This is a genomic window from Streptomyces sp. NPDC089424 (assembly GCF_044749345.1).
Taxonomy (GTDB): domain Bacteria; phylum Actinomycetota; class Actinomycetes; order Streptomycetales; family Streptomycetaceae; genus Streptomyces.
Window position 1 is genome coordinate 1325612 of sequence record NZ_JBIVHU010000001.1, and the last position, 16761, is coordinate 1342372.

General features: G+C 71.1%; 15 protein-coding genes. 7 read left to right on the top strand and 8 right to left on the bottom strand.

The window, feature by feature from the left end:
- Positions 1–32 precede the first annotated feature (32 nt).
- Entirely contained in the window at positions 33–1841 is a 1809-nt protein-coding gene (locus tag ACIP2X_RS05805) for an RICIN domain-containing protein (RefSeq protein ID WP_401668901.1), read from the bottom strand.
- A 409-nt stretch (positions 1842–2250) separates the two neighbouring features.
- Between ACIP2X_RS05805 and ACIP2X_RS05810 the strand changes: the two genes are divergently transcribed.
- Complete coding sequence (locus ACIP2X_RS05810; protein WP_401668904.1) at positions 2251–2808, top strand: TetR/AcrR family transcriptional regulator; 558 nt, start codon at positions 2251–2253, stop codon at positions 2806–2808.
- A gap of 45 nt (positions 2809–2853) precedes the next feature.
- Here ACIP2X_RS05810 and ACIP2X_RS05815 read toward each other — a convergent pair whose 3' ends face one another.
- Positions 2854–3360, bottom strand: a complete 507-nt coding sequence (locus tag ACIP2X_RS05815; protein WP_401667963.1) for a MarR family winged helix-turn-helix transcriptional regulator — start codon at positions 3358–3360, stop codon at positions 2854–2856.
- Positions 3361–3549: 189 nt separating this feature from the next.
- Between ACIP2X_RS05815 and ACIP2X_RS05820 the strand changes: the two genes are divergently transcribed.
- On the top strand, positions 3550–4728 hold the full coding sequence (locus ACIP2X_RS05820) for an alpha/beta fold hydrolase (protein WP_401667966.1): 1179 nt from the start codon (positions 3550–3552) through the stop codon (positions 4726–4728).
- 60 nt (positions 4729–4788) lie between these two features.
- Here ACIP2X_RS05820 and ACIP2X_RS05825 read toward each other — a convergent pair whose 3' ends face one another.
- Together ACIP2X_RS05825 and ACIP2X_RS05830 are read right to left on the bottom strand one after the other, a co-directional pair.
- On the bottom strand, positions 4789–5835 hold the full coding sequence (locus ACIP2X_RS05825; protein ID WP_401667969.1) for a TDT family transporter: 1047 nt from the start codon (positions 5833–5835) through the stop codon (positions 4789–4791).
- Positions 5832–6623 (bottom strand): MIP/aquaporin family protein, encoded by a 792-nt coding sequence (locus ACIP2X_RS05830; RefSeq protein ID WP_401667972.1) that lies wholly within the window; start codon positions 6621–6623, stop codon positions 5832–5834. Before ACIP2X_RS05830 ends, ACIP2X_RS05825 begins: the two co-directional genes overlap by 4 nt.
- A 199-nt stretch (positions 6624–6822) precedes the next feature.
- Here ACIP2X_RS05830 and ACIP2X_RS05835 point away from each other — a divergent pair, with 199 nt between their 5' ends.
- Both ACIP2X_RS05835 and ACIP2X_RS05840 read left to right on the top strand, forming a co-directional pair.
- Positions 6823–8016 carry an NAD(P)/FAD-dependent oxidoreductase gene (locus tag ACIP2X_RS05835; protein ID WP_401667974.1) on the top strand — a complete coding sequence of 398 codons (1194 nt, stop codon included), beginning with the start codon at positions 6823–6825 and terminating at the stop codon, positions 8014–8016.
- Positions 8017–8112: 96 nt separating this feature from the next.
- Entirely contained in the window at positions 8113–9009 is an 897-nt protein-coding gene (locus ACIP2X_RS05840; protein ID WP_401667977.1) for an RNA polymerase sigma-70 factor, read from the top strand.
- Positions 9010–9026: 17 nt separating this feature from the next.
- On the opposite strand, the gene ACIP2X_RS05845 is transcribed toward ACIP2X_RS05840, so the two are convergent.
- Entirely contained in the window at positions 9027–9578 is a 552-nt protein-coding gene (locus tag ACIP2X_RS05845; protein WP_401667980.1) for an ATP-binding protein, read from the bottom strand.
- A gap of 157 nt (positions 9579–9735) precedes the next feature.
- Here ACIP2X_RS05845 and ACIP2X_RS05850 point away from each other — a divergent pair, with 157 nt between their 5' ends.
- The 3 genes from ACIP2X_RS05850 (at position 9736) to ACIP2X_RS05860 (ending at position 12829) form a co-directional block, all read left to right on the top strand.
- Positions 9736–10338: a TetR/AcrR family transcriptional regulator gene (locus tag ACIP2X_RS05850; RefSeq protein ID WP_401667982.1), complete on the top strand. Its 603-nt coding sequence runs from the start codon at positions 9736–9738 to the stop codon at positions 10336–10338.
- A gap of 102 nt (positions 10339–10440) precedes the next feature.
- Positions 10441–11511, top strand: coding sequence for a biotin/lipoate A/B protein ligase family protein (locus tag ACIP2X_RS05855; protein WP_401667985.1), 1071 nt, complete (start codon positions 10441–10443; stop codon positions 11509–11511).
- A gap of 460 nt (positions 11512–11971) precedes the next feature.
- Complete coding sequence (locus tag ACIP2X_RS05860; protein WP_401667988.1) at positions 11972–12829, top strand: serine hydrolase; 858 nt, start codon at positions 11972–11974, stop codon at positions 12827–12829.
- Between the two features lie 80 nt (positions 12830–12909).
- Here the strand turns inward: ACIP2X_RS05860 and ACIP2X_RS05865 are convergent, their stop codons facing one another.
- From ACIP2X_RS05865 to ACIP2X_RS05875, 3 genes are all read right to left on the bottom strand, one after another.
- Positions 12910–13776 (bottom strand): geranyl diphosphate 2-C-methyltransferase, encoded by an 867-nt coding sequence (locus ACIP2X_RS05865; RefSeq protein WP_401668907.1) that lies wholly within the window; start codon positions 13774–13776, stop codon positions 12910–12912.
- An 82-nt stretch (positions 13777–13858) separates the two neighbouring features.
- Positions 13859–14917 (bottom strand): family 2 encapsulin nanocompartment cargo protein terpene cyclase, encoded by a 1059-nt coding sequence (locus ACIP2X_RS05870; protein ID WP_401667991.1) that lies wholly within the window; start codon positions 14915–14917, stop codon positions 13859–13861.
- 20 nt (positions 14918–14937) lie between these two features.
- A complete protein-coding gene (locus ACIP2X_RS05875; RefSeq protein WP_401667994.1) occupies positions 14938–16377 on the bottom strand; it encodes a family 2B encapsulin nanocompartment shell protein in 1440 nt (479 codons plus the stop codon).
- Between the last annotated feature and the right edge of the window lie 384 nt (positions 16378–16761).

The window sequence follows — 16761 nt, forward strand, 5'->3', positions numbered from 1 at the left end:
GCCGGGCCCCGCTTAGGTGCGGCGACAGCGGCTCAGCCGGTCAGCGTGAACGCCTGGGCGGCCGACCCGGAGCAGGGCTGCTGGGACAGCCGGGCGCCGTTCGCGGTGGAGGCGTTGTCGACCGTCAGGCACTTGCCGCTGTGGCGGGCGACGAAGCGGTACTGGCCGGTCGCCCCGGTGGACTCGGGCCGCCACTGCTGATTCGTGGCTCCGACGTACTCCCACAGGTGCACCCTGGCGCCGTCGGCGGTCGCGCCCGGACCGCCGTCTACGTCCCACACCCGGTTGTTGTGGCGGTTGACGACCTGGTAGTGGCCGTCACCGGTCGGACGGAACTGCCAGCCCTGGTTGGCGCCGGCCGAGCAGGTCCACTGCTGCAGCGCGGTGCCGTTGGCGGTGCCCCAGTCCGCGGCGTCCAGACAGGCGCGGCTGCCCGCGTTCACGACCTGGTACCAGGCGGCGGGGTCGATCGGGCCGGTCGGCTCACCGCTGGTGCCGTTCCACACGAAGGTGGCGACGGCTCCGGCCGGCAGGGTGTAGGCGAGCGACCTGCCGCCGTCGGTGAGCGAGAAACGCTGGGCGCTGCCCGCGGTGTTGACCACGTAGGCGGCGCGGGAGCCGTCCGGGTTCTCGAAGGTGACGTTCTGTACGCCGCCCCCTCCCTGACTGGTGGACCCGATACGGACGGCGCCGGGCCTGACGAACTTGCTGACGTGCCCGAGCACGTAGTACTCGGCGTTGCGGGTCACGGTGCCGCCCGCGATCTCCACCACGCCGTTGCACCGGTTGGTGCAGTGGCCCTGGTGCGGGCCGCCGTTCTGGTCCAGGGCGAGGTTCCAGGTGAGGACGGTCTCACCGCCGTTGCGGAAGTTCTGCACGACGAGGTTCTCGGCGTGCCAGCGCAGGGTGTCACCGAACGTGGCGGCGGCGTTGGCGCTGTCGGTGCCCGAGCACTCGGTGAAGAAGACGCGCTTGCCCGCGTTGACGATCTGCTGCTGGGCGGAGACCTGACCCCCGTAGCAGTGGAAGGCGGCACCGATCACGCGGCTCATGCCGGCCGTGCGGGAGAAGACGTCGAGGGGATAGTTCGGGTGGTCCCAGTTGTGGTCGTAGGCAAGGATGTTCGTCGGCAGTCCGGCCGCCGTCAGCTTGGGGTCGAGGACCTTCAGGAAGTCGGCCTGCTGGGCCGGTGTCATCGACATCGACGGGTAACTGGTGGCGAACTCGGGTTCGTTCTGCACCGTGAGGTCGGTGAGGACGATCCCCTCCTGCCGGTAGGCGTTGATGGCCTTGACCAGGTAGTCGGCGTACGCCCCGTAGCTCTCCGGCCGGAGGCTGCCGCCGTTGAGCGAGTTGCCGGTCTTCATCCACGCGGGCGGGGACCAGGGCGACCCCATGAACCGGATCGACGGGTTGACGGCGGTGGCCTGCTTGAGGACGGGGATGATCTCGGCGCGGTCCCGGGCGATGGAGAACTGGCCGGGGGAGTCCTCGTAGGAGTAGTGGGCGGCGGTGGCGTCGAAGTCGGTGCTCCCGAGCGGCTGGCGCAGGTAGTTGAGCCCGATGCCGTCCCCTGTCGTGGAGAACAGCGACTGCATCAGCTGCGTGCGCTGGGCCTGCGGCAGGCCCTGGACGAGACGGGCCGACGCGCCCGTGACGGAGGCCCCCGCGCCGGTGAACCGCTGGCCGCGGTTGCCGGGGTCGACGCGGATGTCGACCGGCTGGGGGGCGCTGGTGAAGGGGACGCTGCCCTCGGCGGTCAGCTTCTTCGCTCCGTCGGGGGTGGTGACCCACACCTGCGCGACGGGGTCGGCGGCCCGAGCGGTGCCGGTGGCCGTCATGCCGAGGCCGGCCGTGACCAGTCCGAGGGTCAGGGCGAGGGCCGCGGTCCTGGTTCTCGCGGAGCGGATTCCTGGGCTGTGGAACACGGAGTGGTTCTCCTTCGGCTCGGTGAGACGCGGGAGCTCCGGCCGGCTCGAGAGGGCATGCGGGGAGGCAACTCGGGCCGACCGGGGACGGAGGGCGCTGCGTGGGCATGAAAGCACACCTACTAAGTGGTTAGTAAGTGGTCTGGGTCACATCTTTACGGTCCGCGGGAAGATCAACGTGGGCGTGACGGGAGCGGCCGTAGGCTGTCGCGTTGTGAGCGACCAACCAATGGACGGGCCCCCACGCAAAGGCAGGACGGCCCCTCGTGTTCCGCGCAGCCCCGAGGCCCGGCAGCGGCAGCAGGACATCCTGCAGATCGCCATGGACACCTTCGCCGCCCGCGGTTACAACAACGCCTCCCTTGCGGAGATCGCCGAGCGGGCCGGACTGACCCAGGCCGGCGTCCTGCACTACTTCCGTTCCAAGGCGCTGCTGCTCACCAGCGTCCTCGAACTGCGCGACCAGCGCGACATAGCGCAGTTGGGGACCCGGCGCCCCCAAGGGCTGGAGTTCCTGCGCCACCTCGTCGACACCGCGCGGCGCAACGCCGAGCGCGAGGGGATCGTCCGGCTGTACGCCGTCCTGTCGGCCGAGTCCGTGACCGACGCCCATCCCGCACAGTCCTACTTCCGCGACCGCTACAGCGGCCTGCGGGCCTTCGTCGCCGAGGCGCTGACCGAGGCCTGCGGGCTGGGGGAGGCCGACGCCCGGCGCGTGGGGGCGGCGGCGAACGCGATCATCGCCGTCATGGACGGGCTACAGGTCCAGTGGCTGCTCGACCCGGACTCCGTCGACATGGCGGCGTCGACCGACCTGGTGGTCACCTCGCTGCTGGCCGGGCTGGGGTCGGATGCCGCGGACCGGCGGCTCGCGCCGTAGCGCGGGCGGGCGGCCGAAGGGCTGCGACGGTACGCGCGGGGTGTCTCAGGCCGGCTCGTCGGCGACCTCGGACGGCTGCTCCCGCCGGGTGGGCGCCTCGTCGAACTGCTTGCGCTGCAGGGCCGTGATCTTGCGGAAGACGGTCTTGAAGTTCTCGTACTCCTGCTCGCCGATCACCTCGGCGTGCCGCCGCTCGATGGCGGCGATGATGGCGTCCGACTTGCGCATCTGATCGCGCCCGAGCGCGGTGGGCATGATCAGCTTGGCACGCCGGTCCTTGGGGTCGGGATGCCGTTCCACGTAGTCGAGGGCCTCCAGTTCGTCGATCAGGTTCCCGATGACCTGCTTGTGGGTTCCCGACAGCCGTGAGAGTTCGGTGGCCCTGCTGCCCTCCTCGTCGATGAATCCCATGACGGCGCCGTGCTGGGGGCGCAGCCGGGGGTGCCCCTGCTCGGCGAGTTTCTGGAAGAGTTCCTTCTGGACGGAGAAGAGCAGTCGCGCGCTCATGATCCCGATGTCCGGGTCCGTCACCTTGCGTTCACTGCGCCGCATGTCGCTTCTCCCCCTTCGGAACGGGCCGCTGAGCCGTGAACTCCTTCACCTACATGAATAGTCACTCATGCTGACGATACCGGCCAGTGGGCCGACCGCCCGGGTTGCCGCCGGCCCCTTCCGGGCCTACGCTTAATAGTCAAGATAAGTGACTATCAAGACGATGACCAAGGTGCTGAGGAGCAGAAGATGTCCGTGATCGAAATGACGACCTTCGTCGTCGCTCCGGACAGAACGTCGGAGATGCTGGCGGCACGGCCCGCGATGCTCGCCGCGTTCCGCACGGACCGGCGGGGGTTCATCGCGGCGCGCCTGGTCCGCGTCGCCGAGAACACCTGGCTGGACCTGGTCGAGTGGGCGGACGCCGAAGCCTTCGACGCCTCGCGCGCCAAGGGCGCCAACCTCCCCGAGATCGCGGCCTTCTTCGCCACGATCGACGAACTGGTCGGCGTGCGCAGCGGGGTGCGCTACGACGACGCGGCCGACGGTCCCCGGGCCGTGCGCACCATCGCCTACGGCACGGAGCCCTCCCAGGTCGGCGAGTTGTACCTCCCCGGGGGAGACGGACCCTTCCCCGTCGTGGTGCTGATCCACGGCGGATGGTGGACGGCGATGTTCGATCACCGGCAGACCGTCCCGCTCGCGCAGGACCTCCTCTCGCTCGGATTCGCCGTCTGGAACATCGAGTACCGCAGGGTGGGCGAACCCGGTGGCGGGTGGCCGGGCACCTTCGACGACGTCGCGGCGGCCGTGGACGCAGTCGCCGATCTCGATCCCGCGATCGACACCAGCCGTGTGCTGGTCGTCGGGCACTCGGCGGGCGGGCAGCTCGCCACCTGGGTGGCCCACCGCGCCGCTCTGCCGGAGGGCGTTCCCGGCGCGTTGCCCGGGATCACGCCGATCGGCGTCGTGTCGCTGGCGGGGGTGCTCGACCTGGTCGACGCCGACAAGGTGGGGCTCGGCAGCGTGCTGGCGGACCTCGACGCCGAGCCTCCGCACGGTTCGCCGCCGCCCTCCGCCCCCGAGCTGTGGCCGGCGGTGGCCGCCCGCGTGGGGGACGGCATCACCCGGCTGCTGCTCGGAGGGAGCTTCGCGCAGTACGAGGAGCGGTACGCGGTGGCCTCGCCCGTCCTGCTCGCCGACGGCGGCGTCCCGGTGCTCGTCGTGCACGGCACGGCCGACGAGGTCATTCCGCCCGCGTACGCCCGGACGTACGCGGACGCGGCCACGGCCAAGGGCGCGGACGTCGAGCTCGTCGAATCTCCCGGAGCCGATCATTTCGGTGTGGTCGAGCTGGACGGGCACGCATGGCGCGTCACGCGCTCCTGGCTGACCGACCGGCTTCACCGGGCCGAGTCGGGAGAGTGAGCGAAGCGGCCCACGTGAGCCACCGGAAGGGCCCCGCGGCTCCAGGGCCCTTCCGGTGGCTCAGCCCGCGGCCGCCCGCTGCTCCGACGCGGGCGGCGGCGGTGCGGCCGGCAGGAGTTGATGTCGGGCGGCGGCCACGAGGGTGCGCACGGCCACACCACCCACGAGGGCGCTGATGAGCCCCAGCAGCACATAGGTGTACGCGCCCGCTCCGGGCGGCCGCAGGCGCTCCGCCCAGTGGATCCCCACGGCGGCCGCCGCGGCCCAGCTGAAGGTGAACGCCCAGGTGCTGGGCATGAAGGGCAGCTTCACGTAGGCGGGCAGCAACCTGAACTGCGTCAGCACCATCAGCAGTCCGTAGCCGCCGAGGAACGCCGCGACGGTGTCGATGGAGTCGGTGAAGAGGGCGAAATAGGCGATGCTGGCGACGGCCGCCGGGGCGATCTCGATGGCCAGCGTCGGTTGCAGGGGTGGCGGCAGCATCGGGCGCAACAGCAGCCGCGCCATGATCACCGAGCCCAGGATGAGCCAGCAGATCGCGCCCAGGCCGAACATCATGACGCCCAGCCGGTGCTGCCCCACCGCGGCCGCCGACGCCGCGGCCAGCAGCCCGCCCGCGACCGTGGGCAGGAAATAGCCGGGGTGGAAGCGCTCGACGTCGAGCCGCCCGTAGATCCACTGACCCGTGAACCAGGCACCGAGCAGCACGGTGAGCACCAGGAAGACGTCGACCAGCACCCGGCCGGCCACCGGTGCGACGGGGAACAGGCCGTACGCGGCGATCACCATCGGCACGATCAGGCACAGGGCCGCGAAGGGCCCGCCCACCGGATCGGTGAGGTCCCGCGCCAGGGAGCGCAACCGCGCCGCGCGCGCCAGATAGGCCACGGTCACCAGCAGCCAGACCACGGCCGCCAGTACCAGCAACGCCTCTCCCACCGCGCGTGGCACGCGCTGGTACTGGGCGGCGGTCAGCCAGGCACTCGCCAGGCCGACCAGGCCGAAGGGCTTGCCGAAGAAGTTGAGCGGGATGGGCCTGGGCGGGCCGCCCGCCTGCCCGCCGGTCGGGTGCGGGGGGCCTTGGGGGTCTTCCTTGACGTCTTTCATGCTGACTCGTCCTGGCGCTCGGAGCGTTGCGGGGTGCCGCAGAGCTTGTAGGTGAGGGGCTGGTGCGTGTGGAGCCGGCGCATCAGCAGGTGGTGTACGGAGGCACCGAGCACGGCTCCGAGGACCGGAGCGAATACGTAGATCCAGAACTGGTTCGTGTCCCCGGCGAACAGGGCCGGGCCGAAGTGACGGGCCGGGTTGACCGAGCCGCCGCTCTGCGTTCCCAGACACACGATGATCAGGGCGATGGACAGACCGAGGAGGTAGGGCAGCCACCGCCCGAAGACCGGGTGGGCGAGAAAGAAGCCGATGACCAGGGTCAGCGCGACGAAACAGCCGGCCTCGGCGAGGAACACGCTCGACGCGTCCCAGTGGGGCCCGGGTCTGATGGCGGCGTAGCCGATCGACGGGGTCGAGGTGACGGGCCCCCACACCAGGCGGGCGAGCGCCACGCCGATGACCGAGCCGGCCATCTGCGCGGCGGCGTAGGGGAGGACGCTGCGGCCGGGGAACACGTCCATGAGCCACAGCGCCACCGTGACCGCGGGATTCATGTGGCCCCCGCTGCGCCGACCGGGCGGCGAGAGGATCAACGCGACGACGAGCAGCCCCGAGGCCACGGCCACGACGAGCAGTGCCGCGCGCAGGCCGCTCACGTAGAGCGGGGAGTGCGGGTCGCGCAGCCATCGCACCATCGTCACCACCGCGAACAGCAGGATCGTGGTGAGGATCAGTTCGTCGACGGCACGCGGGAGCGGGAGCCCGGGCCGGTTGCGATGGCTTGCCATGCTGCCTACCGGTCTGCCCTGAGGCCATTTGGTTCAGAAGGCTGACAGTCACAATCACTTACTAACGACGATAAATGCGCCACACGACGTCCGCAACAGCACGCGGGCGACGCGGTGTGCGTCACGTCTCATCCGCGAGTTGTTACAACGGGCCCGCCCGCGGTGTCTCCATGCCGAGCCCACAACACGAGGAGAGAAGATGAACCGAAACGTCGAGGTGGTCGTGGTCGGCGGCGGGTACGGGGGCGTGACGGCGGCCAACAGCCTGGCCCGGCGCGACGGTGTGTCGGTGACGCTGGTCAATCCGCGTCCGAGGTTCGTCCAGCGGATCCGCCTGCACCAGCTCGTGACCGGCTCCGACGACGCCGTGGAGAGCTTCGGTGAGGTGCTGGGCGGGAACGTCCGCCTGGTGGTCGACACCGCGAGCCGGATCGACACCGCCGAGCGCCAGGTCTCGCTGGCGGGCGGCGACACGCTCTCCTACGACTACCTCGTCTACGCCGTGGGCAGCGGCGCCTCCGATCCCGGTGTGCCCGGAGCGGCCCAGTTCGCCCACTCGGTCTCGGACCTCGAAGGAGCACAGCGACTGCGCTCGGCGCTGGCCGCGACGCCCGCGTCCGGCCCGGTGACCGTGGTGGGGGCGGGACCGACCGGTCTGGAGACCGCCGCCGAGCTGGCGGAGCTGGGCCGTAAGGTCACCTTGGTCTGCGGAGACGTGCTGGGTCCCTCCCTGCACGCCCGGGTCCGCCGTCCGGTCGCCCGCCGCCTCGCCCGACTGGGTGTGACCGTCCTCGAAGGTCCCGGAGCGAGGGTGGCGGAGGTGACCAGCGACGGCGTACGACTCGACGACGGCCGCGAGGTGGCCGGCGCGGTCACGATCTGGACCGCGGGATTCCGTGTCCCGGACCTCGCCGCCCGCAGCGGGCTGCGCACCGACACCGCGGGCCGCCTGGTCACCGACGCGACGCTGACCAGCGTGGACGACCCGCGCATCGTGGCCGCAGGCGACGCGGCGGTGATCACGGACCGGCACTTCCGGATGAGCTGCCAGGCCGCCGTCCAGCTGGGCCCGGGGGCCGCCGCCACCCTCCTGCGCCGGATCGCGGGGAAGACTCCCGCTCCCGTCCGGCTGTTGTTCGCCGGGCAGTGCCTGAGCCTCGGCCGGAACGAGGGCGTCACCCAGTTCTCCTACCCGAACGACAAGGTGAACGCGCTCTCCATCAGCGGGCGGCCCGGCGCGGGCGTCAAGGAGATCGCCTGCCGGTTCACCACCCGCCAACTGGTCTCCGGGGCACGCAAGGCCGGCTCCCGCACCACCGCCGGCGCCGGCCGTACGGAAGCGACCCGACCGGAGGACCACACCACGCCCACCAGCACCCGCCGGTCCGCGTAGGACCTGTCGGCCGGGCCGGCCGGCACTGCCGCCGGTCCGGCCGACCCGGACCGAGGCATGGCGGCCGGCACACGAGCGAGAGAGCGAAGCTTCCGCATGAACGATCACCTGACCGACCCCGCGACCGAGGCGTTCGTCGCCCACCGCGATCTGCTGTTCACCGTCGCCTACGAGATGCTCGGCTCGGCGGCGGACGCCGAGGACGTCCTCCAGGAGACCTGGCTGCGGTGGGTCGAGGTCGACCTGGCACAGGTGCGGGACCAGCGCGCCTACCTGGTCAGGATCACCACCCGGCAGGCACTCAACCGGCTGCGCACCCTCAAGCGGCGCAAGGAGGCCTACGTCGGTCCCTGGCTCCCCGAGCCCCTGCTCACCGCGCCGGACGTGGCCGAGGACGCCGAACTCGCCGAGAACCTCTCGCTGGCCCTCATGTTCATCCTGGAAACCCTGTCACCGACCGAGCGCGCGGTCTTCGTACTGCGCGAGGTGTTCGCCTTCGACTACGACGACATCGCGGCGGCGATCGACAAGAGCCCCGCGGCGGTGCGCCAGACCGCGCACCGTGCCCGCCGTCACGTGGACGCCCGCCGGCCCCGTACGGCGGCTTCGCCGCACGAGACCCGGGCGGCGCTGGACTCGTTCCAGCGGGCGCTCGTGACGGGGGATCTCCAGGGCCTGCTCGACGTGCTCGCCCCGGACGTCGTGTTCGTCAGCGACGGGGGTGGCCTCAGGCTGGCCGCCCTGCGGCCGGTCGTCGGCGCGGACAACGTACTCCGGTACATGGCGGGCAGCCTCGTCAAGGCGGGCGGCCCCCTGAGCGGCGAGCACGTGACGGTCAACGGCAACCCCGGCCTCCTCCTCCGTCTGGGCGGCGAGATCGACGGCGTCCTGGCCTTCCGTGTGGGGAACGCCCGGGTGACCGATCTGTACTACGTCCGCAACCCCGAAAAGCTCACCCGTGTCGAGTCCGAGACCCCTCTCACCTCCCGCTGAGCCGGCGCCTGGGACACCTACAGCGCACGCACCGCGGTGCCCGCCACGACGTGCACCTCGAACCAGACGGTCTTGCCGGTGGGCATGCGGACGCTTCCCCAGGCGTCCGCGAGCACGTCGAGGAGTTCGGTGCCGCGGCCCCCTTCCGCGTCCGCGTCGATCACGGAACGCGTGGGGCCGGTCGACTCGGTGTCCTCGACCTCGCACAGCAGCCGCGACCCGCGCAGCCGGAGGTTGAGCCTGAGCGGGCCCCGGGTGTGTGTGAGGGCGTTGGTGACGAGCTCGCTGACCAGGAGCTCGACGGTGTCGGCGTGATCGTTCAGTGCCCAGGCACCCAGCTGCGCGCTCACCAGATGACGAGCCCTGCGCACGGACGTGAGCTCCCGCCCCAGTGGCCAGGACGCCTCCCACGCGCCGGCACGGCGACGCGGCGCGTCGAAGGGCCGCAGGGGCGCGAAGATGCGCGACCACAGCGCCCACTGCCTGGCGGCCCAGGAGGGGGCGTCGCCGCGAGGGTGCCCCTCTGCCGGAGGGAAGGTGCTGAGGAGGCCGATGGCCTGAGCGGCCATGGGAATCAGTCCCTACTGTGCTGGTGGTGGTGTCCTGGCTCATTCATGTAGCGGCTGCTACACCTAAAATATACATGTAATAGGTGCTACGGTAAATACCTCACAAAGTACGTAAAACGGGCATGTGAGATTGCTGCCCCCGGCCCCTCCAGGACCCATGTCACGCCTACCCGACCCGGCGAAGCGACGCCGCCTCCTCGGCCGCGTCCGCGAGTACGTGCTGCGCAACGGACTCGCGGACCTCTCCGTGCGCCGGCTGGCCCAGGACCTCGGCACCAGCGACCGGATGCTCCTCTACTACTTCGGCAGCAAGGAACGGATGGTCGCCGAGGCGCTCGCCGTCTACGAGCGCCGGCCCCTGCTGCGCACCCGGGAGATCCTGCGCAGGGTCGGTACGCCCACGGACGCCGCGAGCCTGCGCCGGCTCCTGGAGGACATGTGGGAGCAGTTCAACGACCCCGAGGTACGCGTCACCCTTCCGCTCTACCTGGAGATCATGAGCGCCAGCATCCTCCACCCGGACCGGTACGGGCCCGTGCTGGACGACGCCGTCACCGCGTGGACGGACCTGCTGTCCTCGGTCTTCCGTGACTTCGGCATGGACCGCGGCCAGGCCTTGACCCAGGCCACACTCCTGACCGACGCGGTGTTCGGACTGCTGGTCGCCCCGCTCGTGGACGACCACTGGGATCGGGCCGACGCGGCCTTCCACGCCCTCCTGGACAGCCTGGAACCGAGCTGGCACCCCGTCATGTCCTGACCCGTTCAGGCGTCGTGGTCCCCGGTGGGGCGCGTGTCCCTAGGGGGGAACATTCGCCGCGCGGACGCGGTTTCCCGGGCAGTATAAAAGGAAGGCGAAGCCGTGCACGGTGAGTACAAGGTTCCCGGGGGCAAGCTCGTCGTCGTGGATGTCGACGTCGACGTCGAACACGGCGTGCTGCGCCACGCGCGGGTGGCGGGGGACTTCTTCCTCGAACCGGACGAGGCGCTCGACGCCGTCGACCACGCCCTGAACGGCGCTCCCGCCGACACCGACGCGGCCGGACTGGCGGCGCGGATCGACGCCGCGCTTCCCGAGGGGACCGTCATGTACGGGCTGACCTCGGAGGGCATCGCCGTCGCGGTGCGGCGCGCGCTCGCCCACGCCACCGACTGGACCGACTACGACTGGCAGTTGATCCACGAGGGACCGCAGGCTCCGGCACTGCACATGGCGCTCGACGAGGTCCTCACGGCCGAGGTCGCCGCGGGACGCCGGCCGCCGACCCTCAGGGTGTGGGAGTGGGGCGCGCCGGCGGTGATCATCGGCAGCTTCCAGTCCCTGCGCAACGAGGTCGACCCCGAGGGCGCCGACCGGCACGGGATCGACGTCGTGCGCCGCATCTCCGGCGGCGGTGCGATGTTCGTCGAGCCCGGCAACACGATCACCTACTCGCTGTCCGTCCCGGAGGCGCTGGTCCAGGGCCTGTCCTTCCAGGACAGCTACGCCTATCTCGACGACTGGGTGCTCGGCGCGCTCGGCGACATGGGCATCAACGCCTGGTACCAGCCGCTGAACGACATCGCCACCGACCAGGGCAAGATCGCCGGCGCCGCCCAGAAGCGCGTCGTGGGACCCGACGGCGGACCCGGGGCCGTGCTGCACCACGTGACCATGGCCTACGACATCGACGCGGACAAGATGCTGGACGTGCTGCGCATCGGCCGGGAGAAGCTCTCGGACAAGGGGACGAGGAGCGCGAAGAAGCGGGTCGACCCGCTGCGTCGGCAGACCGGACTGGCGCGGGAGGCCGTGATCGCCCGGATGATCGAGTCGTTCCGCCACCGGTACGGACTCACCGACGGCAAGGTCACCCACGAGGAGCTGTCCCGCGCGCAGGAGCTGGCACGGACGAAGTTCACTTCGCCGCAGTGGACCGCCCGGGTGCCCTGACGGGTGCGGTCGAGCTGACGCCGGTCGCCGGGCGCCGCCCGCCGGGGCCGGCGAGTCGTCGGTCACAGCGGACGGCGTCGGCGCACCCCGCACGAGGCCGCGCGCCGACGCGGTACGCGCGCCCGTGCGCGCGCCGCTCACGAGGCGGCGCTCGGCGTCGCGGCCGTCCGCGATCCCGAGGCGCGCACCGCGGCCCGAGGGCCACGGGCGGCTCGCGCCAACCGACTTGAGGTCCGTGCCGCTGTGCGCCGCGCGCTCGGGCGGAACCTTCGCTCCCGCTCGCGCGGCACACGCCAGGACGTCGAACGCAGGCCCCCGCACCCCCGGTCCCGCTGTCCGACCAGCCCGCACCGGGCGGACAGACCGTAGTGAACGTCACGTTCCCTTCCATACCGCCACTCGCCCAGACTGGTCACCCGTAGCGACCGGCAGCAACGGAAGAACGGGCGGAGCGAAGCGAATGCGGCTCACGCGAATACCCCGGAGCCTCGTGGCCACGGCGATCGTCTCCGGCGTGGCGGTTCCCGCCGTGGTGGGGTCCGGGGCGGCAGGCGCCGCGGCGGCGACGCCGCCGGTGAAGTGCGCCTCGGGCCAGGCCGGGCTGGCGGCGAAACTGCAGCGGGACATCACGGCCTCCCTGGAGCACCGCACCGCCGTCACGGCGGTGTCGCTGCGCGACCGGTCGACGGACACCGTGTGCACGCTCCGGGCGGAGCAGAAGTTCGACTCCGCCAGCATCGTCAAGGTCACCGTCCTCGCGACACTGCTGTGGGACGTGCAAAGGCACGACCGCCATCTCACCCCGCGCGAGGCCGGGCACGCGACCAAGATGATCACGGCGTCGGACAACGCCGCCACCAACGCACTGTGGAAGCAGCTCGGCGTGCCCAAGGTGAAGGGATTCCTGGCGGCGGCCGGAATGACCAGCACCGTGCCCGGCGGCAACCGGGCCTGGGGTCTGACCCAGATCACCGCCGCCGACACGCAGAAGCTGATGAACCTCGTCACGGAACCCAACGAGGTGCTCCGTGACAAGGCGCGTGCCTATCTCCTGAAGCTGATGAGCAAGGTCGTCCCCTCGCAGCGGTGGGGCACTCCCGCGGGCGCGCCCCGCGCCGCCGTGACCCACGTCAAGAACGGCTGGCTGTCGCGCGCGGCGCACGGCTGGCGGGTGCACAGCATGGGCGCCTTCACCGGCGGCGGGCGCGACTACTCCCTCACGGTGCTCACCCAGGACAACGGCACGATGGACGCCGGTGTGGCGACCGTGGAGGCGGTGGCCCGAGCCGTCCACAAGGACCTCGGCTCGCGGCGCTGACCTGGGAGCGCGTCTCCGGTGGGCGTGCGGGTGCGGGGCGGGTGGCGGCAGAGGCTCGCCATCCGCCCCGCACCGCCGTGTCAGACCCGGTCGGCCGCGATCAGGAGGTACTGGAAACTGCCGTTGCGGTAGGCGTTCAGGAAGGTGTCCTCGATGCCGGTGACCAGGTGGTCGGCCTCGCGGCGCAGGTCCCAGTAGGGGATCGCGGCCGCGGTGAGGTCCTGGACATGGACGGGCACGAGCCGGTTGCGGGCCATGGCGCGGAAATAGGCCGACCGGGGATGGATGTCGCAGATGTAGTGCGCGTTGATGAGGGAGACCTCGCGGGAGGCCTGGCCGTACGTGTCGTTGTAGCAGCCGGTGATCACCACGTAGCGGCCGCCCCGGCGCAGCAGGCGGGCGTGCTCGGCGAAGAGCAGGTCCAGTTCGACGTACATGGTGGACTCGTTGTTCCAGGACGCCGCGTAGGCGCCGGTGGTGAGGCCGGTGTCCAGCATGTTGCGGTGGTGGTAGCGCACCTTGGCGTCGATGCCGCGTTTGCGTGCCTGCTCGTTGGCGAAGTCGGCCTGCTTGGCGGAGATGGTGACGCCGTCGGCATGGCAGCCGTAGCGCAGGTTCGCGACGACGCTGCCGCCGCCCCGACCGCAGCCGGCGTCGAAGACCCGGTCCGTCGGGGAGAGTTCGCCGAGATGGGAGGCGAGGAGCTCGGCCTGGGCGTGTTCCAGCCGGTGCAGTTCACGGGTGATCCGCTCGCGGCGCAGCTCGGCGTCGGGTTCCTCGAGCACCGACCGGTCGGCGTCGCCGACGCCGTAGTGGTGGTGGTACAGGTCGTCGAGTTTTCCGAGTTCGAGGTTGACCGGGTTCTCCTCGGCGTTCCAGTAGTCCGCGATGCGGTTCTGATACGTGGACTGGGTGGGGACCGCCGCGGACGCGGTACCGGTGTGCATGGTGGTCAACGCTGACTCCTTCGTGCTGCGGTGCAGGTGCGTGTGCTGATCGGCCTTCGGCTGGTCGTGCCGAGGGCGTGGTTCACCAGTAGTCGGGCAGTCGGTAGCGGTGGGTGTTGGTGGCGTGCCACTCGTGGTTGCCCGCCACCCAGTCGGCCAGGCCGCGGGCGTAGCGTTCGAGGAGCGGTGAGGTGGCGGACAGCGCGGCGGCCTCGGTCTCGAACGCGTCCATGACCTCGTTGTGGATGTCGACGCTGCGCAGGTAGGCGGCCTTGAGGCCGCACCGGTCGTTCGCGGCCACCACCTGGGGCAGGTTCAGGTGGTCGGGATCGCTCGCCAGTTCCTTGGTGAACGAGTACAGGTCGTTGACGATGGTGGTGGCGTTGCAGGCCAGGACGGTGATGCGCTGTACCTCCGGGCGGGCGTAGAGGGCTTCGGGCAGTTCGTAGCCGTCCACGGCGTCGACGATGGACAGGCAGGGCCGGAAGTTGTTGAACTGCCGCATCACCAGGTACTCCCAGACCCGCGGCCTGTGACGCGTCTCCGACCAGGAGGCCTCCGCGAGGTAGCCCAGGTGCAGCCGGGCGAGGTCCTGCACGAGCCGGTCGGTCTGGCTGGGGGTCGCGACGACCGCGTAGTCCTTGACCGCCCAGTGGTAGGACCGCAGGGGGCCGTCGGCCTGGACGCCCTCGCGCCAGTCCTGCTCCGTCTCCGGGGTGGCGTGGAACGGGTCGAGGGCGGACTGGGCCATGATCAGCCTGCCGCCCAGTCCTCGTCGCGCACCGCCCCTGCCCTCGTCCTCCTCGCAGTAGCAGCTGTCGACGATGTTCTCGGCCAGCAGCAGCTTGCCGGCGACGGTGAGGCGCTCCAGGTCGGCCGCCGCGGGGTGTTGCAGGACCACGGCGCGGCCGAACTGGAACTCGCCGAAGTCTCCGCTCCATTCGGCGGGGAACAGGTCAAGTCCGCGGGCCCAGGCCTCCAGCCGGCGGTCGATCTCCGCGACCTTCTCCGGGTCGGCGGGCGTGGCGGGCCGGTAGGTCAGTCCCGGAATGGCGCCGCTGCGCCGGGCCCGGATGCTCTGTGCGAGGTTCGGCGGACCGGGCAGCGGGATTCCGGCCGCGGTGCTCGAGGGGCTGTTCATAGACGTATTGCTCCACCTGGTCAGTCGGCGGTCCGGCCGATCCGGACGTTCTCCAGGACTCCGGCCGCGTCGGGTACGAGGATGGCCAGCGAGTAGTAGGCGGTCACGAGGTAGTTGACGCGGGCGGCCCTGTCGACGCCCATGAACCGGACGTTCAGCCCGGGCTGGTGCTCCTCGGGGATGCCGGTCTGGTACAGGCCGACGACGCCCTGGTCGGCCTCGCCGGTGCGCAGCGCGAGGATGCTGGTGGTGCGGGCGCCGGAGACCGGGATCTTGCCGCAGGGGTAGATCGGGACTCCCCGCCAGGCGGGCACCTGGTGTCCGTCGACGGTGGCCGAACCGGGCATCAGGCCCCGCTTGTTGCACTGCCGGAAGAACGCGGCGATCGCCTTGGGGTGGGCGAGGAACAGACGTGTGCCGCGGCGCATGGACAGCAGTTCGTCCATGTCGTCGGGGGTGGGCGGGCCGGTGAAGGTGCTGACGCGCTGACCGTGGTCGACGTTGTGCAGCAGGCCGAACTCCCGGTTGTTCACCAGTTCCCATTCCTGGCGCTCGCGGATCTCCTCGATGGTCAGCCGCAACTGCTGCCGGGTCTGGTCCATCGGGTCGTTGTAGAGATCGGCGACCCTCGTGTGCACGCGCAGCACGGTCTGGGTGAGGGACAGTTCGTACTCGCGCGGTGCGAGGTCGTAGTCGACGAAGCCGCCGGACAGGGTGGGCTCGCCGCTGTGGCCGGCCCGCACCGGCATCTCCGCCTCGCCCTCGCGGTTCACCGGCCGCCGCTGCCGGTCCTCGTGCGCCGCCAGATGCGCGGCCAGCGACGGCACCCGGTCGGTGAGCTCCCCGACCGCGGCGAAGGGCAGTACCAGCAGCGTGCCGGCCGTCTCGGCGCGTACCGACTGCGGCCACAGCGGGTCGGAGCGGCCGATCGCCTCGTCCCCCAGGTGGTCGCCGTCGCCGACCACCCCGGTCACCTCCTCCTCGCCGTACTTCCCGGTGACGAAGCGGGTGAAGCGGCCGTGCACGACCAGGTGGACCTCCGTGACGGGTTGCCCTGCCTCGATCAGGACCTGCCCGGCACGGACCTCCCGGAGCGCGCAGCGGCCGGCGATCTCCCTCAGGACGTCGAGGTCGGGGTAGCCGCGCAGGACGGGCAGTTCGGCAAGGGTCTGCGGAACCACCCGCACGTCGTCCGCGCCGTTGTGCTCGAAGTGGACCCGCCCCCGGCCGGGCCGCAGGTGGAGACGGCGGTTGACCCGGTAGGTGCCGCCCCTGACGTCCACCCAGGGCAGCTTCCTCAGCAGCCACCGGGAGCTGATGCCCCGCATCTGCGGCGCGGACTTGGTGGTGGTGGCCAGCTGACGCGCGGCCCGCGTACCGAGGCTCGTGAGCTCCCGCTCCTCGGGCGCGGAGGCGGGTTCTTCGGTGTCGGGACCGGCGACGCTGTCCGCGACGGACACATTCCCTCCCAGATGTCGAGCGGCAGTGAGCGGAACGGCCGGTGGTGCGCGAGGGACCGTCTGCTGCAGCAAGACAATCAGCACGGGTGGGTGGGCGGTACGGCGTGAAAGGGGCGGTCTTGCCCCCACGGTGCACAAACATCCCGTATGAGGCGGAGGGCGCATTGTCGGACCGCACTCGCGCCCCGCCCTCACCACGCACGCCAGCCGCACCCGAGGTGACACGCGGCGATCCACTGGGCAGAGGTCCCACCCGCACCGCCGCCGTTGGGGCTGCGCCTGGTCGGCCGCGGGATGTCCGACACCGAGACCGGCACGGTGCTGTGCCTCGCGGAGAGCACGGTCAGGGCACACGTGGGCAACCTGCCGGCCGAACGCGCGCTC